At 67.5% G+C, this 21,872-nt stretch carries 26 protein-coding genes and 1 riboswitch; of the genes, 17 read left to right on the top strand and 9 right to left on the bottom strand.

The annotated features are described in order from the left end of the window. Positions 1 to 63 precede the first annotated feature (63 nt). The 7 genes from LGM71_RS06255 to LGM71_RS06225 all read left to right on the top strand — a co-directional run bounded on the left by LGM71_RS06255 (position 64) and on the right by LGM71_RS06225 (position 4,572). Positions 64 to 909, top strand: coding sequence for an alpha/beta fold hydrolase (locus tag LGM71_RS06255; RefSeq protein ID WP_226114297.1), 846 nt, complete (start codon positions 64 to 66; stop codon positions 907 to 909). Positions 910 to 971: 62 nt separating this feature from the next. Beyond that, the gene (locus LGM71_RS06250) at positions 972 to 1,760 is read left to right on the top strand and encodes an SDR family NAD(P)-dependent oxidoreductase (protein WP_226114296.1); all 789 of its coding nucleotides are present in this window, start codon (positions 972 to 974) and stop codon (positions 1,758 to 1,760) included. A gap of 38 nt (positions 1,761 to 1,798) precedes the next feature. Then, positions 1,799 to 2,548: an electron transfer flavoprotein subunit beta/FixA family protein gene (locus LGM71_RS06245; protein WP_226114295.1), complete on the top strand. Its 750-nt coding sequence runs from the start codon at positions 1,799 to 1,801 to the stop codon at positions 2,546 to 2,548. Positions 2,549 to 2,564: 16 nt separating this feature from the next. Then, positions 2,565 to 3,527, top strand: coding sequence for an electron transfer flavoprotein subunit alpha/FixB family protein (locus tag LGM71_RS06240; RefSeq protein WP_226114294.1), 963 nt, complete (start codon positions 2,565 to 2,567; stop codon positions 3,525 to 3,527). Between the two features lie 3 nt (positions 3,528 to 3,530). Beyond that, the gene (locus LGM71_RS06235) at positions 3,531 to 4,061 is read left to right on the top strand and encodes a transferase hexapeptide repeat family protein (RefSeq protein ID WP_226114293.1); all 531 of its coding nucleotides are present in this window, start codon (positions 3,531 to 3,533) and stop codon (positions 4,059 to 4,061) included. Positions 4,062 to 4,064: 3 nt separating this feature from the next. Then, positions 4,065 to 4,286, top strand: coding sequence for a hypothetical protein (locus LGM71_RS06230; protein ID WP_226114292.1), 222 nt, complete (start codon positions 4,065 to 4,067; stop codon positions 4,284 to 4,286). A 37-nt stretch (positions 4,287 to 4,323) separates the two neighbouring features. Beyond that, positions 4,324 to 4,572: a hypothetical protein gene (locus tag LGM71_RS06225; protein ID WP_059600512.1), complete on the top strand. Its 249-nt coding sequence runs from the start codon at positions 4,324 to 4,326 to the stop codon at positions 4,570 to 4,572. A 23-nt stretch (positions 4,573 to 4,595) separates the two neighbouring features. Here LGM71_RS06225 and LGM71_RS06220 read toward each other — a convergent pair whose 3' ends face one another. Next, complete coding sequence (locus LGM71_RS06220; protein ID WP_226114291.1) at positions 4,596 to 5,759, bottom strand: MFS transporter; 1,164 nt, start codon at positions 5,757 to 5,759, stop codon at positions 4,596 to 4,598. Between the two features lie 344 nt (positions 5,760 to 6,103). Between LGM71_RS06220 and LGM71_RS06215 the strand changes: the two genes are divergently transcribed. Genes LGM71_RS06215 through LGM71_RS06205 form a run of 3 tightly spaced genes read left to right on the top strand, consistent with a single transcriptional unit; the run spans position 6,104 to position 7,923 of the window. Then, the gene (locus LGM71_RS06215) at positions 6,104 to 6,748 is read left to right on the top strand and encodes a DUF1326 domain-containing protein (protein ID WP_226114290.1); all 645 of its coding nucleotides are present in this window, start codon (positions 6,104 to 6,106) and stop codon (positions 6,746 to 6,748) included. After that, positions 6,745 to 7,536: a DUF2182 domain-containing protein gene (locus LGM71_RS06210; protein WP_226114289.1), complete on the top strand. Its 792-nt coding sequence runs from the start codon at positions 6,745 to 6,747 to the stop codon at positions 7,534 to 7,536. The genes LGM71_RS06215 and LGM71_RS06210 overlap by 4 nt, the downstream gene beginning before the upstream one ends. Before the next feature lie 39 nt (positions 7,537 to 7,575). Beyond that, positions 7,576 to 7,923, top strand: a complete 348-nt coding sequence (locus tag LGM71_RS06205; protein ID WP_124900885.1) for a copper-binding protein — start codon at positions 7,576 to 7,578, stop codon at positions 7,921 to 7,923. Positions 7,924 to 7,976: 53 nt separating this feature from the next. On the opposite strand, the gene LGM71_RS06200 is transcribed toward LGM71_RS06205, so the two are convergent. Both LGM71_RS06200 and LGM71_RS06195 read right to left on the bottom strand, forming a co-directional pair. Next, the gene (locus LGM71_RS06200) at positions 7,977 to 8,387 is read right to left on the bottom strand and encodes a VOC family protein (protein WP_226114288.1); all 411 of its coding nucleotides are present in this window, start codon (positions 8,385 to 8,387) and stop codon (positions 7,977 to 7,979) included. Between the two features lie 63 nt (positions 8,388 to 8,450). Beyond that, on the bottom strand, positions 8,451 to 8,912 hold the full coding sequence (locus LGM71_RS06195; RefSeq protein ID WP_124900883.1) for an Lrp/AsnC family transcriptional regulator: 462 nt from the start codon (positions 8,910 to 8,912) through the stop codon (positions 8,451 to 8,453). 114 nt (positions 8,913 to 9,026) lie between these two features. Between LGM71_RS06195 and LGM71_RS06190 the strand changes: the two genes are divergently transcribed. Beyond that, the gene (locus LGM71_RS06190; protein WP_174911678.1) at positions 9,027 to 9,662 is read left to right on the top strand and encodes a LysE family translocator; all 636 of its coding nucleotides are present in this window, start codon (positions 9,027 to 9,029) and stop codon (positions 9,660 to 9,662) included. Positions 9,663 to 9,696: 34 nt separating this feature from the next. On the opposite strand, the gene LGM71_RS06185 is transcribed toward LGM71_RS06190, so the two are convergent. Together LGM71_RS06185 and LGM71_RS06180 are read right to left on the bottom strand one after the other, a co-directional pair. Continuing rightward, on the bottom strand, positions 9,697 to 11,625 hold the full coding sequence (locus tag LGM71_RS06185; protein WP_226114287.1) for a TonB-dependent receptor domain-containing protein: 1,929 nt from the start codon (positions 11,623 to 11,625) through the stop codon (positions 9,697 to 9,699). 318 nt (positions 11,626 to 11,943) lie between these two features. Further along, positions 11,944 to 12,137, bottom strand: a riboswitch (cobalamin riboswitch). Between the two features lie 108 nt (positions 12,138 to 12,245). Further along, positions 12,246 to 13,289, bottom strand: coding sequence for a helix-turn-helix domain-containing protein (locus tag LGM71_RS06180; RefSeq protein ID WP_226114286.1), 1,044 nt, complete (start codon positions 13,287 to 13,289; stop codon positions 12,246 to 12,248). Positions 13,290 to 13,458: 169 nt separating this feature from the next. Here LGM71_RS06180 and LGM71_RS06175 point away from each other — a divergent pair, with 169 nt between their 5' ends. The 5 genes from LGM71_RS06175 to LGM71_RS06155 are packed head-to-tail and all read left to right on the top strand — an operon-like array spanning position 13,459 to position 17,217. Next, complete coding sequence (locus LGM71_RS06175; RefSeq protein ID WP_226114285.1) at positions 13,459 to 13,803, top strand: hypothetical protein; 345 nt, start codon at positions 13,459 to 13,461, stop codon at positions 13,801 to 13,803. Next, on the top strand, positions 13,793 to 14,425 hold the full coding sequence (locus LGM71_RS06170) for a Dabb family protein (RefSeq protein WP_226114284.1): 633 nt from the start codon (positions 13,793 to 13,795) through the stop codon (positions 14,423 to 14,425). Before LGM71_RS06175 ends, LGM71_RS06170 begins: the two co-directional genes overlap by 11 nt. 54 nt (positions 14,426 to 14,479) lie before the next feature. Continuing rightward, positions 14,480 to 15,472, top strand: a complete 993-nt coding sequence (locus LGM71_RS06165; protein ID WP_226114283.1) for an NADP-dependent oxidoreductase — start codon at positions 14,480 to 14,482, stop codon at positions 15,470 to 15,472. A 43-nt stretch (positions 15,473 to 15,515) separates the two neighbouring features. Next, positions 15,516 to 16,391: an SDR family NAD(P)-dependent oxidoreductase gene (locus tag LGM71_RS06160; RefSeq protein WP_226114282.1), complete on the top strand. Its 876-nt coding sequence runs from the start codon at positions 15,516 to 15,518 to the stop codon at positions 16,389 to 16,391. Between the two features lies 1 nt (position 16,392). After that, positions 16,393 to 17,217, top strand: coding sequence for an SDR family NAD(P)-dependent oxidoreductase (locus tag LGM71_RS06155; RefSeq protein WP_226114281.1), 825 nt, complete (start codon positions 16,393 to 16,395; stop codon positions 17,215 to 17,217). Between the two features lie 46 nt (positions 17,218 to 17,263). Here the strand turns inward: LGM71_RS06155 and LGM71_RS06150 are convergent, their stop codons facing one another. From LGM71_RS06150 to LGM71_RS06135, 4 genes are all read right to left on the bottom strand, one after another. Continuing rightward, positions 17,264 to 17,512, bottom strand: coding sequence for a hypothetical protein (locus tag LGM71_RS06150; RefSeq protein ID WP_059600498.1), 249 nt, complete (start codon positions 17,510 to 17,512; stop codon positions 17,264 to 17,266). Between the two features lie 130 nt (positions 17,513 to 17,642). After that, positions 17,643 to 18,617: a threo-3-hydroxy-L-aspartate ammonia-lyase gene (locus LGM71_RS06145; RefSeq protein ID WP_226114280.1), complete on the bottom strand. Its 975-nt coding sequence runs from the start codon at positions 18,615 to 18,617 to the stop codon at positions 17,643 to 17,645. Between the two features lie 57 nt (positions 18,618 to 18,674). After that, positions 18,675 to 19,313, bottom strand: a complete 639-nt coding sequence (locus LGM71_RS06140) for a transcriptional regulator (protein ID WP_151051035.1) — start codon at positions 19,311 to 19,313, stop codon at positions 18,675 to 18,677. Continuing rightward, positions 19,310 to 19,831 (bottom strand): YbaK/prolyl-tRNA synthetase associated domain-containing protein, encoded by a 522-nt coding sequence (locus LGM71_RS06135; RefSeq protein ID WP_124900874.1) that lies wholly within the window; start codon positions 19,829 to 19,831, stop codon positions 19,310 to 19,312. The genes LGM71_RS06140 and LGM71_RS06135 overlap by 4 nt, the downstream gene beginning before the upstream one ends. Positions 19,832 to 20,241: 410 nt before the next feature. On the opposite strand from LGM71_RS06135, the gene LGM71_RS06130 reads away from it, so the two are divergent. Then, entirely contained in the window at positions 20,242 to 21,828 is a 1,587-nt protein-coding gene (locus LGM71_RS06130; RefSeq protein WP_059600494.1) for an isocitrate lyase, read from the top strand. Positions 21,829 to 21,872 lie beyond the last annotated feature (44 nt).

Here is a 21,872-nt window from a genome sequence, read left to right as displayed (position 1 = left end):
CCGGCGCCGGCGGCGCAATCATCGTGGCAGGCATCCATCGATCGACGAAGGAGACAATCCGCGATGACGACCCCCACGACGACGCCGACCGGCATCTTCACCGACGTACCGGGCGGCCTGCGCCTGCATCATTTCGAGGCGGGCGAAGGCCGCCCGGTGGTGTTCATTCACGGCAGCGGCCCGGGCGCCAGCGGTTTCAGCAACTTCAAGCACAACTACCCCGCGTTCGCGGACGCCGGCCATCGCGCGATCGTCGTCGACTTGCCCGGCTACGGGCAGTCGTCGAAGCCGTCCGACGTCGCCTACACGCTCGATTTCTTCGTCGGTGCGCTGCATGCGCAGCTGTCCGCGCTCGGCATCGGGCCGGCCGTGCTGCTCGGTAACTCGCTGGGCGGTGCGATCGCGCTGAAATACGCGCTCGATTATCCCGACGAAGTCGACGGGCTGATCATGATGGCACCGGGCGGCGTCGAGGATCGCGACACCTATTTCCGGATGGAAGGAATCCAGCGGATGGTGAAGCTGTTCACCAATCGCCAGATGAATGACGACACCATGCGCGAGCTGCTGACGCTGCTGGTGCACGACCCGGCGATCGTCACCGACGGGCTCGTCGCCGAGCGGATGAAGGTGTGCGTCGAGCAGCCGACCGAAGTGCTGTCGACGATGAGCGTGCCGAACCTGACGGGTGCGCTCGCCGACCTGCGCTGCCCGGTGCTCGGCTTCTGGGGCACGGACGATCGCTTCAATCCGGTCGGTGGCGCGCTGACGTTCCTCGAACGCTGCCGCGACGCGCGCTTCGTGCTGCTGAACCGCTGCGGCCACTGGGTCATGGTCGAGCACGCGGCGTATTTCAACCGCGAATGCCTTGATTTCCTGGCGGCGCCTGGCGCGGCCGCGGCGCGATAATGCCGGATGCCCTTGATGACCGGCTCGTTCGAGGCCGGTTCGCCTGACTACACGGAGACACAATGAAACTCATCGAAGACCTGTTCGACCTGCGCGGCAAGGTGGCCGCGATCACCGGCGGCGCGCGCGGCATCGGCGCGGAAACGGCACGCACGCTGGCCGCGGCCGGCGCGAGCGTCGCGATCCTCGACGTGCTGTCGCAACCGGCGGAAGCGCTGGTCGAGGAGATCCGCGCGCAGGGTGGCCAGGCCGCGTTCTGGTCGCTCGACGTGACGCACGAGGCCGACGTGGCGCGCGTGTTCGGCGAGATCGTCGCGCGCTTCGGGCGCCTCGACGTGCTCGTGAACAATGCGGGCATCGAAGGGCACAACGTGCCGACGCACGAACTCACGCTCGCACAATGGCAGCGCGTGCTGGACGTGAACGTCAACGGCGTGTTCCTGTGCACGCGTGCAGCGATTCCGCACATCGAGGCGGCCGGCGGCGGCTCGATCGTGAACCTGTCGTCGATGTACGGGATCGTCGGCGGTCCCGACGTGCCGGCGTATCACGCGTCGAAGGCCGCGGTGCGGATGATGGCGAAGGTCGATGCGATGCTGTATGCGGCGAAGAACATCCGCGCGAACTCGGTGCATCCGGGCTATATCCGCACGCCGATGCTCGAGGAGGCGTTCCGCCAGATGGGCCAGGATCCGGACCGCGCGTTCGAATACATGCAGACGCACGTGCCGATGGCGAAGATCGGCAGCCCGCGCGACATCGCGGCCGGCATCCTGTATCTCGTGTCGCCGGCGGGCCGCTACGTGACGGGTGCGGAGCTGGTGATCGACGGCGGATACACCGCGCGCTGACGCGCCGCGGCGGTCGAAACGATACAGGAGACACGTAGTTGAAAGCGCTCGTGGCAGTGAAGCGCGTGGTCGACGCGAACGTGAAGGTCGGCGTGAAGTCCGACCGCACCGGCGTCGACATCGCGAACGTGAAGATGTCGATGAACCCGTTCGACGAAATCGCGGTGGAAGCGGCCGTGCGATTGAAGGAGGCCGGCGTCGTGACGGAGGTGGTGGCGGTGTCGGTCGGTGTTGCCCAGGCACAGGAAACGCTGCGCACGGCGCTGGCGATCGGTGCGGATCGCGCGATCCTCGTCGAGTCGAACGACGGCGTCGAGCCGCTGGCGGTGGCGAAGATCCTGAAGGCGCTGGTCGACAAGGAACGGCCGCAACTCGTGATCCTCGGCAAGCAGGCGATCGACGACGATTCGAACCAGACGGGTCAGATGCTGGCCGCGCTGGCGGGCCTGCCGCAAGCGACGTTCGCGTCGAAGGTCACGATCGCCGATGGCCGCGCCACGGTTGCGCGTGAAGTCGACGGCGGCGCGGAAACGCTGTCGCTTCAACTGCCGGCCGTCGTCACGACCGACCTGCGCCTGAACGAGCCGCGCTACGTGACGCTGCCGAACATCATGAAGGCGAAGAAGAAGCCGCTGGAAACGGTGAAGCCGGAAGACCTGGGCGTGGACGTCACGCCGCGTCTGAAGACGCTGAAGGTGGCCGAGCCGCCGAAGCGCGCGGCCGGCGTGAAGGTGCCGGACGTGAAGACGCTGGTCGAGAAGCTGAAGACCGAAGCCAAGGTGCTGTAAGAGGGAGCGGACGAACATGACGATTCTGGTAATTGCCGAGCACGATGCGGTATCGGCAGGCGGGGCTTCGCCGATCAAGGCCGCGACGTTGAATGCGGTGGCGGCGGCTGCCGAGGTTGGCAAATTCGTCGGCGGCGACGTTCACGTGCTGGTCGCGGGACACGCCGCGCAAGCAGCGGCAGACGCAGCGGCGAAGATCGCAGGCGTGTCGAAGGTGTTGCTGGCCGACGCGCCGCAGCTTGCGGACGGGCTCGCAGAGAACATCGAAGCGACCGTGCTGACCATCGCGGAGCACTACTCGCACATCCTCGCGCCGGCAACCGCCTACGGCAAGAACGTCGCGCCGCGCATCGCCGCGAAACTGGACGTCGCGCAGATCTCGGACATCACGGCGGTCGATTCGGCCGACACGTTCGAGCGTCCGATCTACGCGGGCAACGCGATCGCGACGGTGCAGTCGAGTGATTCGGTCAAGGTGATCACGGTGCGTGCGACGGGTTTCGATCCGGTTGCAGCCGTTGGCGGCAGCGCAGCGATCGAGAAGATCGAAGCGGCGGCCGATGCAGGCAAATCGCAGTTCGTGAGCCGTGAAGTGACGAAGCTGGATCGTCCGGAGCTGACGTCGGCGAGCATCATCGTGTCGGGCGGCCGTGGTCTGGGCAGCGGTGAAAACTACACCACGGTGCTGGAGCCGCTGGCCGACAAGCTGAACGCCGCACTCGGCGCATCGCGCGCGGCAGTCGACGCCGGCTACGTGCCGAACGACTATCAGGTCGGCCAGACCGGCAAGATCGTCGCGCCGCAGCTGTACATCGCGGTCGGCATCTCGGGTGCGATCCAGCACCTGGCCGGCATGAAGGATTCGAAGGTGATCGTCGCGATCAACAAGGATCCGGAAGCGCCGATCTTCAGCGTGGCCGATTACGGCCTCGTCGGCGACCTGTTCACGCTCGTTCCCGAAGCGGCCGCGGTGCTCTGAGCGATGCCGCTGTTCGAATTCAACGGCATGCGGCCCCGCGTCGATCCGACTGCGTACGTTCATCCGAGCGCAGTCGTGATCGGCGACGTGACGATCGGCGCGGGCTGCTACATCGGCCCGCATGCGAGCCTGCGCGGCGACTTCGGCGCGATCGTCGTCGAGGAAGGCAGCAACGTGCAGGACGGCTGCGTGCTGCACGTCGGCATCGGCGAGACGTGCCGGCTCGGCGTGAACAGCCACATCGGGCATGGCGCGATCGTGCACGGCGCGACGCTCGAACCGGACACGATGGTCGGGATGAACGCGGTCGTGATGGACGGCGCGACGATCGGCGCGACGACGATCGTTGCCGCCTGCGCGTTCGTGAAGGCCGGCTACGACGTGCCGCGCGGCGTGCTGCTCGCTGGCGTGCCGGGGCGCGTGGTGCGGCGGCTCAGCGCCGCGGAGATCGACGCGAAGGCGAATGGCACGCGGGTCTATCAGCGGCTCGCGGTGGATTGCCTGGCGACGCTCAGGCAGATCGACGGCGCGTAAGCGATGCGCGTCATCGATCCGGCGGCGATGATTGCCGGCGAGAAAGCCGTCGTCGGGCGGCGTGAATGCCGCAAACCCGCGTGCGTCGAGCACCGAACGCAGCCGTGCCGACAGCGCGGCGCCATCGATTTTCTCGGGGTTTGTGCGGATGGCGATTGGCCGTCGTGCATGCCGGTCGTGACGTTCGCGCGGGATCGATTGCCTGATGCGGCGTCGTTGTCTTAAGATCGGCGTCAGACCATCCCACCGCCTCCGGCGCCGAATGAAAACGACCTTACGCCTGCGCGTCGCCATCATCGCTTCGGCTTTCGCCGTCTATCACGTATTCATGCACGTCCAGTGGGTCGCCAGCGGTTGCATCGCGTTCCTCGGCAGCCGGCATTGCAGCTTCGAGAACAGTGCCAATTTCGAAGGAATGATGGACCTCGACCTGCTGCTGACCTGCGCGTGGGTCGCGGGCGCGATGATGGGGTGGTTCGCCATCGCACGTGCGCCGAGGAAGCCCGGCTGACCGAGCGGGCGTCCCGCAGCCGCCTATCGAGTGCGCACCGGCGCGGGCCGGTCGTGCAGGAACGCGAGCGACAGCGCCGCGAGACCGCAGCTCGCGATGAGCATCAGCAACGCGCCCTTGCCGGCGTGCACCATCACCCAGCCGCCGACCGACGGAAAGCCGAACGTACCGATGAAATACGACGCGACGAACCACGTCAGCACGCCGTGCCGTTGCGTATCCGCGCAATCGTCGAGCGCCTGCGCCTGGATGACCGGATACATGAGTCCGTAGCCGGCGCCGAGCAGCACGGCCGCGACGGACTGTAGCGATGCATGCTCGGCGGCGCCGAACATGGCGAGCGCACCGAGCATCATCATCATGAGCAACCCCTTGGTCGCGGTTTCGGGGCGCGCCATCCTAACCCATTTCCCGAGCAGCCAGCGCGCACTCAGCACCGTCATCGTGTAAAGGCTGAAGAATGTGCCGGCACGCGCCTGCGTGCCTTGCGTGAGCGTCATCTGGAACGTCATCAGGCCGGAGAACACGCAGGTGCCGAGTGCGATCATCGCGATCGGCGCGGCCGCGCGCGTGCGCGAGATGGCCCGGAGTTCGCGCACCCAGCGGCCACCGGACGCAGCGGCGGGCGGGTGCGGACACAGGCGACCGAACGCCTCGAACATCAGCGACGCGATCGCGCACAGCGCGCCGACCGCATAAAGCGTGTCGTCGATCGACCAGTGGAGCAGGCGCATCGCATACGCCGAGAACGCCGGAGACATGCCGATCCCCGTCATCTGGAAGGTCGCCGAACGGAAGAACCACACGTTTCGGGCGGCGCCGCTCGTGCGCTCGGCAAGCGACATCGGCGCGGCCAGATGAAACGCGCCCCAGCCGAAGCCGACCAGGAAGCCGGACGGCAAATCGGCCGCCGGCGCGCGCCCGACGAGTGCGAAGCCGACGATGCCGGCGCCGATGCACAGCGACGACAGCGCGGCGATTCTCGCGGCGCCGATCTGCCGCGAGAACCAGCCGACCACCGCCAGACCGGCGAAGGTGCCGACGGTCGCGGCGGCCAGTGCGGCTCCGGTATCGAGATCGCTGCCGCCAATCGCACGAAAGCGCATCGACAGCAGGAAGGTTGCGCCGTAGCCGCCCGCGGTGAGCAGGGTGCCGACGAGAAAGAGCAACGCAGTTTGAACGCGCATGACAGCCATCCGGGGCGGCAGAGACGGTCAGGGAAATCGTCGATTGCGAGACAGTATGGACCAGGACCGATGCGGGATGCCCGCATTTGCGATGACGTGATCGTGCCGTCGGTTGATGCCGGACATGGCTTGATCATGGTGCGCCGGACGCGCCGTTTCGTGCGGTGTGGCCCGCGTCGCAGGCGCCGCACGACTACGATGAATTCGTCGGATCAGCGTCGTTGCACGCCTCCGCTCACGGCGTTTTCTTCGATCGTTCGCGCGTCTCGCGCGGCCTTTGCTTTCCCCTGTGCGCTGCACTAGATTCGAAGCATTACTTGCCACCGAACGCGCGAGGTGAAGCCATGACGCCATGGGAAATTCAGGGAACCGAACTGATGAACTGCAATTGTTCATACGGTTGCCCCTGCCAGTTCAATTCGTTGCCGACGCACGGCAACTGCGAAGCGATGGGTGCGATTTCGATCGACAGCGGCCACTACGGCGACGTCGTGCTCGATGGCGTCCGGATCGCGGTCGTGTTCCAGTGGCCGGGGCCGATTCACGAAGGCCACGGACGGTGCCAGCCGATCGTGGACGAGCGCGCGAGTCCCGCGCAGCGCGAGGCCGTGCTGAAGATCATGACCGGTCAGGACACCGATCCGTTCGCGACGATGTTCTCCGTGTTCGCGTCGACGCTCGAGCACGCATACGATCCGATCTTCGCGAAGATCGATTTCGACGTCGATGTCGATGCGCGGCGCGGCCGGATCGGCGTCGAGGGCGTGTTCGACATCGTCGGCGAACCGATCCGCAATCCGGTGACGGGTGCGGAGCATCGCGCGCGGATCGACCTGCCGCACGGCTTCGAATACGAGCTGGCCGAGATCGGTTCGGGCACCGGCCGGTCGCGTGGCCACATCGAGCTGAATCTCGAGCGGAGCTACGCGCAGTTCGCGCGGCTGCACCTGAACAACCACGGGCTGATCCGGCATCGCGTCGCGGCATGATCCCCGTCGGCGATTTTCTCGGGCGCGAGCGCGTCGTCACGCTGCTTGGCATGACCGCGCTCGTCGGCGCGTGCTGGGTCTACCTGTGGACGGGCGCGGGTACCGGCATGTCGGCGCTGGACATGACGGCGGTGGCGTTGTTCCCGCATCGGCTGGCCGACGACATGGGGACCATGGATCCGTCGCTTGCGACCGTGGTCCTGATGTGGTGGGTGATGATGATCGCGATGATGACGCCCAGCGCGGCGCCGCTCGTACTGTTGTACCGGCGGGTGCTGCGGCATCACGGTGCGCACGGAGCCGGGGCGGCTTTGACGTCGGCGTTCCTGCTGGCGGGCTATCTGGCCGCGTGGCTCGCGTTTTCGGTCGCCGCGGCCGTGCTGCAGACGCTGCTGCAGCCCGCCGGCCTGATCTCCGGAATGATGCTGTGGTCGAAGAGCGCCGTATTGTCCGCGATCGTCCTCGCGCTGGCCGGCGCCTATCAATTCTCGCCGCTGAAACAGGCGTGCCTGCGTCAATGTCGGTCGCCGGTCCGGTTTCTCACGACGTACGGGCGCCCGGGACTCACGGGCAGCTTCCTGCTCGGCGTGCGGCACGGCGCGTATTGCGTGGGCTGCTGCTGGCTGCTGATGGCGCTGCTGTTCGTCGGCGGCGTGATGAACGTCGTGTGGATCGTCGCGTTGTCACTGTTCGTGCTCGTCGAAAAGGTGCTGCCGGGCGGCGAGCGCGTTGGCCGCGCACTGGGCGTCGTGCTGATCGCGTGGGCGGTTGCGACGTTGCTGGTGTAGCGGGCGCGTTCGTCGTTGGCGGAACAACGGAGTGTCCCGATGAAAATCCGATACCTCGCCGTCACCGTTCTCGGCGCGATGGCCGTCGTTGCGACGCCGGTGCGTGCGGGCGGGAGCATGCCCGACATGAACATGGGCGACATGAAGATGTCGGCGCCGGATTCGGCGTTGACCGATGCCGAAGTGAAACGGATCGATGCCGCGCACGGCATGGTGACACTGAAGCACGGCGCCCTCGAGAACGTCGGGATGGCGCCGATGACGATGGCGTTCAAGGCCGGCGACCCGGCGATGATCGAGTCGCTGCACGTGGGCGACAAGATCAAGGTCCGGGTCGAGCGCGTGGGGGGCACGCTGACGATCGTGAAGCTCGTGCAACGGCAGTAACGGTCGCGCAAGCGACCGCTTGCCTGGCGACCGTCACGGGCCGGTCGCCGGCGCTAACCCGGTCCGTCACCGGAATCGCCGCCGGCTTCGGCAAAATTCAACTCGATGCCATTGCCGGCCGGGTCGGTGAAAAACAGCTGCAGCTGGCGCGTGAGCGGCACGTACGTGCGTGCGTACCTGACCTGCGCGTCGGCCAGGCGCCGTTCCATGTCGGCGGCGTTCTCGCATGAAAATGCCATATGGTCGAACGTGTTGACGACGTGCGGCGGCCGGATCTCGCCGGGCCGCGCTTCCGACAGATGGAGGATCGCCTGCGCCCCCGCGTAGAGCCAGTAGCCGTTGCTCTGGAACGGCGGTCGGTAGCCTGGCTGGAGGCCCACGACGTTCACATAGAAATCGCGCAGCGTATCGAGCGTGGCACGATCCGCGCGCAGGTTGTAATGATTGAGTCCGATGACTGACATGGCAGGTTGTCCGGTTCGAGCAAGGTGCGCACCGCACAGCATCGCGCAACGCGGGGTGTCGTGTCACCCCCGAATGCCTTTGACCGCCGCTGCCGGGCGCGCGAGCCCGCGCGCCGGCAGTGGCGTCGACATCACGATCGACGTGCGCGTTTCGCCGTAGAGGTTGATGCGCTCGATCAGTTGCTCGAGGTGCGCCATGCTGACGGCGACGAACCGCATCACGTAGGAATCCGCGCCGGTCACGTGATGGCACTCGACCACTTCGGGAATCGTCTCCAGCAGCTTCAGGAATTTCGCCTTCGCCGGCTGCTGCACCGTGATGCCGATCAGCGCGCTCACCGGGTAGCCGGCCGCGGCCGGATTGACCCGCGCCGTGTAGCCGTCGATCACGCCCGCCGATTCGAGGCGCTTCACGCGTTCCGTGACCGCCGGCACCGACAGGTGAACCTGGCGCGCCAGTTCCGTGTAGCTGATGCGGCCGTTGGCCTGCAGCAGCGCGAGTATCTTCCAGTCGAGTTCATCCATCGCGGCGGAGTTTTTAAGGTGAAAGGCTCATTTTTCCTTAAAAACCGCCTTCGGCGGCGACCGGACTTTCCCTACGATGCGGTTCATGTCATTGCACGTCGCGAGGAGCCGGCCATGCTGTTCATCAAGTCCGTCGTGATGGGGTTGTCGATCGCGGTGCCGGTCGGCCCGATCGGCATGCTCTGCATCCAGCGCAGTCTGAGCCGCGGCTTTCACGCGGGGTTCGCGACGGGCATCGGCGCCGCGTGCGCCGACGCGATCTACGGGCTGCTCGGGGCGCTGGGCGTCGCCGGCATCGTCACTGCGTTTCCGATGCTGACCGTCACGCTGAAAATCGTCGGCGGCGCGTTCCTCGTGTGGCTGGCCTGGTCCATCGCGCGGCAGGCGCCGGCCGCGTCTGCGGTGCACGACGTGCCGCGCGCGACCGTGCTTCGCGATTTCCTGACGACCTTCGGCCTCACGCTGTCGAACCCGATGACGATCCTGTCGTTCGTCGGGATCTTCGCGGCGCTCGGCCCGCTGGCGGGCACGCATGAAGGCGCGATGGGGCCGCCCGTGACCTTGATGGTCGCGGGCGTGTTCCTCGGATCCGCGACGTGGTGGCTGTGCCTGAGCAGCGCGACCGCCGCGTTGCGCACGAAGATGCCGCTGACGTTCATGCGCGGGCTGTCGCGCGTATCCGCAGTCGTGATCGCGGTGTTCGGCGCGATCCAGTTGATCGCGGGCATGCACGGCGTCGTCTGGTCATGACGCGAATCGCGGCATCGACACACCGCGCGCGCGGTCAGAACGTGTAGCTGACCTTGCCGAACGCGGTGCGGCCGAGCGTGTTGTAGCCGTACGCGGTCATGTACTGACGGTCGAACAGGTTCGACAGCGTCGCCGACACCGTCAGGTGCGAATTGATCCTGTACGACGCGCGCAGGTTCACGGTCAGGTACGACGGCAGATACGTCGTGTTGGCCGGGTCGTCGAACGTCGTGCCGCCGTAGTTCAGCGACGCGCCCGTGCTCAGTGCATGCAGGTGCAATTCGTCCCACGTGTGGTCGACGTTGACGCTGACCGTCTGGCGCGGCCGGCGGTTGAGCCAGCTGTCGTTGGTTTCGTCCTGGGGATTCAGGAAACCGATCGCGATGCTCACTGGCGTATGGCGGCCGATCGTGCCCTTGTACGACAGGTCGATGCCGCGGATATGCGAGCGACCGATGTTCATCGGCGAGCGCGTCGCGGGGTTGTATGCGATCAGGTTGCTGATGCGCGTGTCGTAGATCGCGGCGCTGAACGTGCCGTACGCCGTGTTCGCGTCGAGCGCGGCCTCGACCGAATCGCTGCGTTCCGGGCTCAGGTCCGGATTGCCGTAGCCCGGGTAGTACAAGTCGTTGAACGAGGGAAGGCGGAACGCGTTGCCGTAGGACACGCGGGCCGTATAGACCGGCGTGATGGCCCACGACAGCGCGGCATTGCCGGTGTTGACGGCTTTCCCGGCGATGATCTCGTGCCGCCCCGCGACGAACATCGTCACGCTGCCGAGCGTCGCCGACTGATGCAGCGAGAACGCGGAGTCGTTGCGCGTGGGCACGCCGTCGGGCACGTCGACCGGCAGGAATGCCTGTTCGCGCGTGAAGTCGTACGCGAGCTTCGTCTCGCCCGACAGCGGCAGGCCGAACAGTCGGAAGCCATGCTCCTGGTGGGTCAGCGACGTCGACGAACTGATGCGCTGCGAATTGATCTGGTCGGTCGGGATCGTCGGGTCGCTCGCATACAGGAACTGGCGGTCGTTCGCATAACCGAACGACTGGTCGAACTGGGTGTCGGGTGTGATGTCGAGATGGAACGCGATGCCGGTCGTCAGCTGATGATCGAGCTCGCGATTCGCAAAGCCGGCGCTGTCATAGGACAGGTCGGAGCGGTGATACAGCGCGAACGTCGAGATCGACCAGTTGTCGCGCGCGTAGCCGAGTCGCGCATCGAGGTCCTGCGCATGATACGGATTGCGGCCGGCCTCGTGGCCGTACGCGAACGGTCGCGTCGCGTCGATGCCGGCCGTGTTGTAGTCGTGCAGGCCGAGCGTGTAGGTGAGGCCGCCGAGCGCGGCGAGCGGCCCCGTCGACGGCACGGTGCCCGACGTGCGCAACTGCGTGTCGAAGGTCTTGTTCGAGCCGCCGCCGAACGACACGGTCGTCTGGTTCGGCTGGCCGGCGGCGCGGCGCGTGAACAGTTGCACGACGCCGCCCATCGCATTCGCGCCGAACGATGCGGCGGCCGGCCCCGAGATCACCTCGACGCGTTCGAACGCGTCGGTCGGCAGGTCGGCCCACGGCGCGATGCCGGTCGTCGGCGAGCCGATCCGGATGCCGTCGATGAACACCGCGACCTGGTTGGCGGACGAGCCGCGGATGCTCACGGACGCGGACGAGCCGGGGCCGCCGTTTTGCGAGACGGTCACGCCCGGCAGCGTCGCGAGCGCCTGCGTGATGCTCGGGTCGCTCGGCGACAGCCGATCGAGATCGGCGCGCGTGAGCACCTGCGTCGTCGCATAGCGCTGGTCGAACGATTCGGGCAGGTGCCGTGTGTCGGTCACGCTGATCGTCGGCAGGTCGGCGGCTTCGGCGGGTTGGGGCGGCTGCGGGAGCGCCGCGTCGCCTGCGGCATGGGCGATCGGGGCGAACAGCGCCGTGGCGGCGGACGTGGCGAGAAGGTGGCGAAGATTCATGAGGCAATGAACGTGATCGTGTTGCAGGTACGGCGAGCGTAAGCGGGTGGCGGTGCGTACCGCCCGGGTTCGTGTTGGTCTATCGCGAGACCGGGGAGCGTGGGCGGTCGTCGCGAGGATCGGACGACACGGCACGGCGCACGCGTGCGCACACGCCGCGCCCATGGCTGGCTGGCGCGACGGCACGACGCTTCCGGCGAGGAAGCGGAGGCGGAAAGACTGGACATCTGAAGGGTCCTGAGGTCGGGCCGTCCATGCAACGGGGCGACCGCCAAAGGTGGCGCCTGGCGCTCCGGGACACCCCGCCCGGCGCGGCTGCTTGGACCTCGGGTCGATGGCAGGTCTCCTGGCTCGCGGGTCGCTATTCGCACCGGCCTTCCCGGTTTCCCAGTGGCGTGGGGTAGTGCGGATTCGCCGCTCACAGTTGCGGGGGCAGCCGCAGATTCGAGGCGCTGCCTCTTCTGCGTTCCCTTTTCATCCCGTCTCCGGGAACCATCAGCGCGCAAGCGTAATGGCGAGCGCTCCGGCGCGTCAATTGGCGAAGCGCGCAGGGATGCGAAAAAACGTCAGTGATCGCCGGATTCTTCCCAAATCCTTTCCTGCGAGACATGCGGGCCGCTTTACATCTGATGAAATGGGGCGCTGGCCGCGCGGCAATCGCGCCGGAACCGGCTCGGCGCGACACCCGTCCATCGCACGAACGCCCGCCGGAATGCTTCCTCGCCGCCGAACCCGAGATGCGCGGCGATTCGCGCGACCGGCCAGTCCGACTCGCGCAGGCAGCGCCGTGCGACGTCGGCGAGACACTGCTCGTGCAACGCGTGATAGCCGCTGCCTTCGGCAGCCAGCCGCCGTCGCAACGTCGCCTCGCTGACGCCGAGCCATCTCGCCAGTTCGGCGAGCGTGGGCAGCGCCTGCTCGCGCGCGAGCGCCGCGTCGAGAAAACCGCGTACCTGCTGCGCCCATGACACGACGGCCGGCGCCGCATCGATCAGACGAAACGGAAAATCGACGAGGAACGTGGCCAGTTCGCCCGGCAGGCGGATCACGGGGGCATCGAGCCGCGCGGCGTCGAATGCGAAGCCATAGGTTTTGCGGCCGACGTCGACCGGCGCATTGAACAGCCCGAGCAGCGGCATCGCGTCGTCGCGGCGCTGATGGCCGAGCCAGACTTCGTCCGGCCGCAGCGGCTGCCCGATGAGCCAGCCGAACAGTTGCAGATAGCAGAACAGGCCCGTCAGGTCGACGAGGCACGCGGCCGGGCTGCGCGTGCGACGCAGCGAATCCATCCGGAACGTCGCGCGAGCGTCACGCACCGCGAGCGACAGCGCACCGGCGCGCGGCGTCAGCATCTCGCAGAACTCGGCCGCGCAGCGGATCGCGTCGCCGAGCGTCGTGCAACTGAGCAGGCAGCGGCACATCAGGTCGACTTCCTGCTTGCGCATCGGCGGATGGCCGTTGCCGCGCGCGACTTGCGCCTCGAGTCGCTCGATGGCGTCGCGGTACAGCGCGACGAAGCCGCCTGGCGTCGTCGACGCGACGTCAGCGGCCGATGTCGCCGGTCGTTCCACTGGCGGTGCGCCGCTGCGCGTCAACTCGTCCCGCAGGCGGTCGCCGAGGCCCGGCAGCATGCGATCGCGTGCCGGCAATGCGCGTTGTTTCATATCTCTGCCGATCTGAGCGTTGCGACAGGGGCGGGTGAGCGGGCCGGTAGGGGTTCGCCGGCCGTCGCCACGCAAGAATGTTATCCACGCCGGCCGCTTCCGGCCTCGCCGGAACGGCGTAGGCGGCCGGCATCGCATTGCGCCACGAACGAACCGAGACGACCCGCGAATGATCCAGATCGTAGACGAAATCACCCTCGCACCCGAACGCATTCCCGACGTGCTGGCGCTGCTGCGCGACCGTTATTTGCCGGGCCGCGCGGCGCGCGGACTGACGGCGGCCGGCCGCTGGGTGTCGCCGCCCGTCGCGGTGCCGGGGCAGCCGAGCACGCTGTGGCTGACGTGGCAGGTTGCCGATGCGCCGGCGTACTACCGGATGCGCGCGCTGACCGACGGTGACGTCCTTGCGTTCTGGACGGCCATCGATGCGCTGTGCGACGCCCGCCGCCGCCATGTGATGACGGACGCCGATGCACCGCTGCCTGCACTGACGGAGGTCGACCATGCGGCATGACACGGCGCAGATATTCGTTTCGGCGACCGACGATGCCAGCGCGGTCGAGCGTGCATTGCGCGACGCCGCGCATGCGCTGCCCGGCGCGACCCGCGTTGCGCTGGCACGCAATCTGGAAGGCTGCTGGAACGCTGGCGACTACACGCTCGACGTGCTGCGCGACGAACGGGCGACCGACCACGCGCCGGGCTTCACCGCGCTGGCCCGCATACCGGGCGTCGTGCGGATCGACGGCGCCGCATGCCGGGCGATCGGCGGCGGCCTGCGCGAGCCGGCGCTGCGCGACGGCGTATGGCGCACGCTGATGTTGCGCGTGCGGCCGGAGGCCGACGAAGCCCAGGTACGCGACCTCGAGCGCGAGTTGCTGCGCATGCCCGCGTTCATGCCCGGCATCCGCAACTGGCGGCTGAGCAGGATCGTGACGCCGGGTGCGTGGACCCACGTCTGGCAACAGGAATTCGCGCACCTCGGCGATCTGCTCGGCGAGTACCTGCTGCATCCGTATCACTGGGGCTGGGTCGACCGCCGCTTCGACGCCGAAAGCCCCGACTGGACGGTCGATGCGATCGCGCACGCGTTCTGTCCGCTCGCGTCGAGCCTGCTGGCCGACACGGCGGCGTGACGCGCGGCGCACGCGACCCGCCGCCATGCAAACGACAACCCTGGAGACACCACCGTGCGAGCCTTGCTGATCGACCGCATCGGTCATTCCGACGCGCTGCGAATGGCCGATGTTCCGGCACCGAGGCCGGGCCCCGGCGACGTGCTGATCCGCGTCGCGTACGCGGGCGTCAATCCCGCCGACTGGAAATGCCGCGAAGGCTATCTCGGCGCGTTCATGCGGATCACGTTTCCGTTCGTGATCGGCTTCGACGCGGCCGGTGTCGTCGAGGCGGTCGGCGATGGCGTGGAAGGATTCGCGCCCGGGATGCGCGTGTTCGCGCAGACCGACGTCGTCGCGGGGCGCTGGGGCGCGTATGCGGAATACGTCGCGGTGCGGCACGACTCGGTCGTGCGCCTGCCCGACATGGTCGGCTTCGCGGAAGCGGCGGCCACGCCGACCCCCGCGCTGGCGGCGTGGGCCGGCCTGTTCGACGACGGCGGGCTGCGTGACGGGCAGACCGTGCTGGTGCACGGCGGCGCCGGCGCGGTCGGCACGTTCGCGATCCAGCTTGCCGCGCAGGCGGGCGCGCGCGTCGCGGCGACGTGCTCGGCCCGCAACCGCGCGAGCGTCGAGGCGCTCGGCGCGGCGGCGAGCATCGACTATCGCGCACAGGACATCGCCGCGGCCGTGCGGGCGTGGGCGCCCGGCGGCGTCGATCTGGTGCTCGACGCGGTCGGCGGCGCCACACTGGCCGATGCACTCGACCTGCTGGCACCGGGCGGCACGCTCGTCAACATCATGACGCTCGCGGCAGGCGACGCGGAGCGATTGGCCGCGACGGGCGCCGAAGCCGCGAAGCGCGGCCTGCGCACCGCGATGACGTACAGCCGGATGCCGAGCGGCGCCACGCTGGCAGCGATCGCGGAACGGCTCGGCCGTGGCGCGCTACGCGTGCCGCGCTTCGAGCGCTTTCCGCTCGACAGGGCGGCGCGCGCACTCGATCTCGTTCAAACGGGCGACGCGAAAACCAAGTTCGTGTTGCACGTTGCGGATATCGCGGGCTGACGCAGAACGGCCCGCACGTGACACCCCTTTTACCGGAGACATCATGACCGACACCCGAACCGCGACGCTTGCGGGCAAATGCGCGCTCGTGACCGGCGCGAGCCGCGGCATCGGCCGCGCGATCGCGCAGCGCCTCGCGTCGGAAGGCGCGACCGTCGTCGTGACGGCGCGCAGCCTCACGCAATCCGCGACGACCGCCGGCACGCTCGCCGAAACGGTCGCGCTGATCGAGCAGGCGGGCGGCCGCGCGATCGCACTGGCGGCCGACCTGTCGAACCCGGCCGAGCGCGACGCGCTCGTCGGGCGCGCGGCGATGGCGGCCGGCGGCCTCGACATCCTCGTGAACAACGCGGGCGTGGCCGACTACGCGTGCGTCGACGCGATGCCGATGGCGATGTTCGACACGACGATCGAGCACTATCTGCGCATCCCGTTCGCGCTGAGCCAGGCAGCGATTCCGCTGATGCGCGCACGCGGCGCCGGCTGGATCGTGAACGTCGGCTCGGTCACGGCGCTCGCGCCGCTGCGGCCGTTCGACGATTTCTCGCGCGCGGGCGGCGCGACCGTCTATGCGGCGGTCAAGGCCGCGCTGTCGCGCTTCACGCAAGGGCTCGCGGCCGAGCTCGAAGCCGACGGCATCGCGGTGAACCTGGTCGCGCCGAGCACCGCGATCCGCACGCCAGGCGCGGCCCGCTACATCCCCGAAGGCTATCCGACCGAGGACGTCGCGTATCTCGCGGAAACCGCGCTCGCGCTGTGCAGCCTGCCGGCAAGCGAGCGCACGGGCCTCGTCACGCACAGCCTGCATTTCCCGCTGTCGCAGGGGCTCGCGGTGCGCTCGCTCGACGGCCGCACGCCGTTGCCGCCACCCGTGATTCCCGCATACGCGCATCCGCGCATCGACCCGACAGGACATTGACATGACGACTTCGATTCGCTTCGACGGCGGTACCGCCGTGATCACCGGCGCGGCCAGCGGTATCGGCAGCGGGCTCGCGCGCCACGCCGCCGGGCTCGGCATGCGCGTGGTGCTGGCCGATCTCGACCGGGGGAAGCTCGACGCGTTCGCCGCGACGCTCGACACCGACGTGCTGTGCGTGCCGACGGACGTCAGCCGCCCTGAAGCCGTCGATGCGCTGGCCGACGCCGCATGGCAGCGCTTCGGCGGCGTCGACCTGCTGTTCAACAACGCAGGCGTGATGGCGACCGGCTTCAGCTGGGAAATCACGCCGGAACGGTTCGAGCGCAGTTTCGCGATCAACGTGCACGGCGTGATGAACGGGATCCGCAGCTTCGTGCCGCGCATGCTCGAGCGCAACATGCCCGCGCGCATCGTCAATACGGCGTCGGTCGGCGGGTTCCTGCCGAGCCCGTTGATGTCGCCTTACTCGGCGACGAAATTCGCGGTGGTCGCGCTGACCGAATCGCTGCACGGCGAGCTCAAGATGCTCGGCGCGCCGGTCGGCGTGTCGCTGCTCGCGCCGGGCCCGGTGCAGACGGGCATTTTCAACGACCCGTTCGGCGCCGCGCACGAGCGGCCCGAGGTGCAGGGCTTCGTCGACACGATGCGCGCGATGCTGAACGCGCACGGACTCACGCCCGACGCATTTGCGGCGCGGGCGTTCGACGGCATTCGCGACGGGCGTTACTGGCTGATTCCGCAGCCGGAGACGATCGACGGCGCGCTGCAGCGGCGCACCGCGGACATCCTCGCCGCGCGCGATCCGTCGCTGCCGTCGTTGTGAAGTCATGGCGCGGGCCGGCCGACCGACGCGGCCGGCTCTCGCCGGGTTACATATGCGTGCCGGCGTGCGTGCGGCCGCTGGGTTCGCCGCCGCGGTCGGGTGGCGTATTGTTCTGATCGATCTTCGCGAGCACGAAGCCGGCGTGCGGCAGCGCGGCGGGCGAACGGTGGGCGGCCTGCGCGACCGGGTCGTGCGGCGAAGTGGCGGAAAAACCGGATGACGTCGCGCCCGGTTGCGCGAACGCCGTGAGGGATGCTGCCGCGAGGGCGGCGGCGACGATCGCGTGCGTGTTCATGGCGACTCCTTCTTCACGACTGACTGCGGGACAACGCATTCAGTGTAGGGCGCGAAACTTAACGCGACGTGAAGGAGCGGCGGCGCGCGGATGACGGGATGTTCATGCGGTCATCCGCGCGCCGCGACGCTCACGCGGATGCGGCGACCAGCGCGCAGAAGTTCTCGAGATCGACGTTGCCGCCGCTGATCACGATGCCGACGCGCTTGCCTTTCAGTTCGTCCTTCATCCGGCGCGCGGCCGCGAGCGACAGGCAGCCGGTCGGCTCGACGACAATCTTCATACGGGTCGCGAAGAAGCGCATGCAGTCGACCAGTTCCGCGTCGGTCGCGGTCAGGATGTCGTCGACGTCGCGCCGCAGGATCGGGAACGTCAGGTTGCCGAGGTGCTGCGTCTGCGCGCCGTCGGCGATCGTGCGCGGCGTGTCGATATGGACGATCGACCCGGACCGGAACGATTGCTGTCCGTCGTTGCCCGCTTCCGGCTCGACGCCGTACAGCTTCGCGTGCGGCGACAGCGCGCGCGTCGCGAGCGCCGTGCCCGACAGCAGGCCGCCGCCGCCGAGCGGCGTGAACACCGCGTCGAGCGGCCCGACCTCGTCGAACAATTCCTTCGCCGCCGTGCCCTGGCCCGCGATCACGTCCGCGTGGTCGTACGGCGGCACCAGCGTGAGCCCGTGCTTCTCCGCGAGCGCGCGGCCGATCTGCTCGCGGTCCTCGGTATAGCGGTCGTAGGTCACGACGTTGCCGCCGTAGCCGCGCGTCGCGGCCATCTTCGCGGCCGGCGCGTCCTGCGGCATCACGATCGTCGCCGGGATGCCGAGGATGCGCGCCGACAGCGCGATCGCCTGTGCATGGTTGCCGGACGAGAACGCGACGACGCCGTTGCGTCGCTGCGTCCCGTCGAAGCGCGACAGCGCGTTGAACGCGCCGCGGAACTTGAACGCGCCCATGCGCTGCAGGTTCTCGCACTTGAAGAACACCTGCGCGCCGAGCGCTTCGTCGATCGTTCGCGACGTCATCACGGGCGTGCGGTGCGCGTGGCCGTCGAGCCGTGCCGCGGCGGCCGCGACGTCGTCGTAGGTGGGGAGGGTCGGAGTGTTCATGAGTCGCTCGTCGGAAGAGTCGGTCAACAGGTCAGCGGGGCGCATCCGCCTCACGCATCATTTCGCATCGTTGTATACGGTGGCGCGCGACACGCCGAGGTGCTGCGACACGATTTCCATCGCGCGGCGCACCTCGAGGAAGCCGTCGGCCTTCAGCGTCTGCATCAGCTCGCGGCGCTGGTCGGTCTTCAGTTCGCGCGGCGTGGTCGCGAGGCGCGTCGCGAACGCGTCGATGCGCTGCCGGATCGCGTCCGCGCCGGCCGGGTCGAGCGTTTCGGCGACCGGCGCGCCTTCGGTGCTGCAGAACTGGTTCAGCATCCCCTGGAAACCGCGGAACAGTGTGACGTCCGCGTTCAGGCACAGCGCGGCCACATAGCGGCCGTTCGAATCCTTGATGCCGATCGACGTGCTTTTCGCCGTGCGGCCGTCGGCGAAGCGGTTCGCGTAGTTCGCGAGCACCTGGGGGAAGTCGTCGTCCTCGATGCGGGCGAGCCCGAGTTCGGTCGCCGGATCGCCGATCGCGCGACCCGACAGGTTGTTATGGATCGCGAGGATCGCGTGCTTCGGCGTGCGCAGGTCGTGCACGACGACTTCGGTGAACGGCGCGAACATCGCGCCGAGCCCTTCGGCGATGCGCAGCACCTGCTCGATCAGCGACGCCTGTTCCGACTGCGGCCTGGAGCGGGGCGTGGTCATGGTTTGGCCTCGAGCGCGGGCGCGTCGGTCGTTTCCGGCCGCGTGATGTCGGCCAGCAGCGGGCGGGCGATCCGCACGTAGTCGGACGCGTCGAGCACGACCGAGCGGTCGAGGCGGCCCGCGTTGAACGCGATTTCGTCGTTGAGTTCGATCAGTGCGGGGTCGACGACGAGCGTCACGTTCGCGTCGAACACGAACGGCGGCACGGCGCCCATCACGCAGCGCGTGACCGTGGCGGCAAGTTCGGGCGGCGCGAGTGTCGCCTTGCGGCGGCCGACCGCGTCGGCGACCTTGCGGAAATCGATCTTCAGATGGCCGGGGATGACCGCGAGCGCGGTGACGTCGCCGCCGTCCTTGAACGAGCAGAGCATCGCCTTCGCGCCCTGTTCGGGACGCGTGCCGCGAATCGCGGCGATCACGTCGGATTTGCCTTCGGCCGGGTGATCCAGCACGCGGAACCGCGCGCCGGAGGTGTTCAGCAGCTCGCACAGCGCGTCAAAAACGGGATAGTCGCTCATGTCGATCCGGGCAGGAGGGCGCATCACGGTACGCGGGGACGGCGTGCCTCGGTTTGCCGTCGATGAATTGTCCAAGTATAGACGTTTTGTCATGTGCATGGCAAAGCCCCGAGACAGGGATCGCCATGTTGGTCCTCCCACCAACTGCCGAAAGGCTGTTTCATATCGCGGAATGCGCGCGGAATTCCCGCCGCGCCGCCGTCCCGCCGCTTGAAAACCGGTTTTGCATCGCAAAACGCACTGCTTATCTCATTGAAAAACAAGCAAAATTTATATCTTATGTCTTATATAAGACTTCGCCGAAAGCGCATCGGGCGGCGTTACTATTGAGTCCATGCAGTTCGCTTCGTCATACGGAGCGGGCAAGCTGAACCCTTTACTCAAATGCGCTTCGTTCCCAGGAGATTGACATGTCCCAATATCAAGACGACATCAAGGCAGTGGCTGGCTTGAAGGAAAACCACGGCAGCGCGTGGAATGCCATCAATCCCGAGTATGCCGCCCGCATGCGTGCCCAGAACAAGTTCAAGACGGGCCTCGACATCGCGAAGTACACCGCGAAGATCATGCGCGCCGACATGGCCGCGTACGATGCCGATCCGTCCAAGTACACGCAGTCGCTGGGTTGCTGGCACGGCTTCATCGGCCAGCAGAAGATGATCTCGATCAAGAAGCACTTCAACAGCACCGAACGCCGCTACCTGTACCTGTCGGGCTGGATGGTCGCCGCGCTGCGCTCGGAGTTCGGCCCGCTGCCGGACCAGTCGATGCACGAAAAGACGTCGGTCAGCGCGCTGATCCGCGAGCTGTACACGTTCCTGCGCCAGGCCGATGCACGTGAACTCGGCGGCCTGTTCCGCGAGCTGGATGCTGCCAAGGACGCCGCTGCCAAGGCCGCCATCCAGGAAAAGATCGACAACCACGTGACGCACGTCGTGCCGATCATCGCCGACATCGACGCCGGCTTCGGCAACGCCGAAGCAACGTACCTGCTGGCCAAGCAGTTCATCGAAGCGGGCGCGTGCTGCATCCAGATCGAAAACCAGGTGTCCGACGAGAAGCAGTGCGGCCACCAGGACGGCAAGGTCACCGTGCCGCACGAGGACTTCCTCGCGAAGATCCGCGCGATCCGCTACGCGTTCCTGGAACTGGGCGTGGACGACGGCATCATCGTCGCCCGTACCGACTCGCTCGGCGCCGGCCTGACCAAGCAGATCGCCGTGACCAACGAGCCGGGCGACCTGGGCGACAAGTACAACGCGTTCCTCGACTGCGAAGAGCTGTCGGCCGACCAGCTGGGCAACGGTGACGTCGTCATCAAGCGCGACGGCAAGCTGCTGCGTCCGAAGCGCCTGCCGAGCAACCTGTTCCAGTTCCGCGCCGGCACGGGCGAAGCGCGTTGCGTGCTCGACTGCATCACGTCGCTGCAGAACGGCGCCGATCTGCTGTGGATCGAAACCGAAAAACCGCACATCGCGCAGATCGGCGGCATGGTCAGCGAAATCCGCAAGGTCATCCCGAACGCGAAGCTGGTGTACAACAACAGCCCGTCGTTCAACTGGACGCTGAACTTCCGTCAGCAGGTGTACGACGCAATGAAGGCAGAGGGCAAGGACGTGTCGGCATACGACCGTGCGCAGTTGATGAGCGTCGAGTACGACGAGACCGAACTGGCCAAGCTCGCCGACGAGAAGATCCGTACGTTCCAGGCCGATGCATCGCGTGAAGCAGGCATCTTCCACCACCTGATCACGCTGCCGACGTACCACACGGCCGCGCTGTCGACCGACAACCTCGCGAAGGAATACTTCGGCGAACAGGGCATGCTCGGTTACGTGGCGGGCGTGCAGCGCAAGGAAATCCGTCAGGGCATCGCGTGCGTCAAGCACCAGAACATGTCCGGCTCGGATATCGGCGACGACCACAAGGAATACTTCAGCGGCGACGCAGCGCTGAAGGCAGCGGGCAAGGACAACACGATGAACCAGTTCTCGTAATCGTCATACCCGCGGCACGACGCCAACCCGTTCATGACGGGTTG

The organism is Burkholderia sp. AU33545, assembly GCF_020419685.1.
GTDB classification, from domain to species: Bacteria; Pseudomonadota; Gammaproteobacteria; order Burkholderiales; family Burkholderiaceae; genus Burkholderia; species Burkholderia diffusa.
The sequence above is the reverse complement of the archived record's forward strand: the minus strand, read 5'-3'. Positions and strand labels throughout refer to the sequence as shown.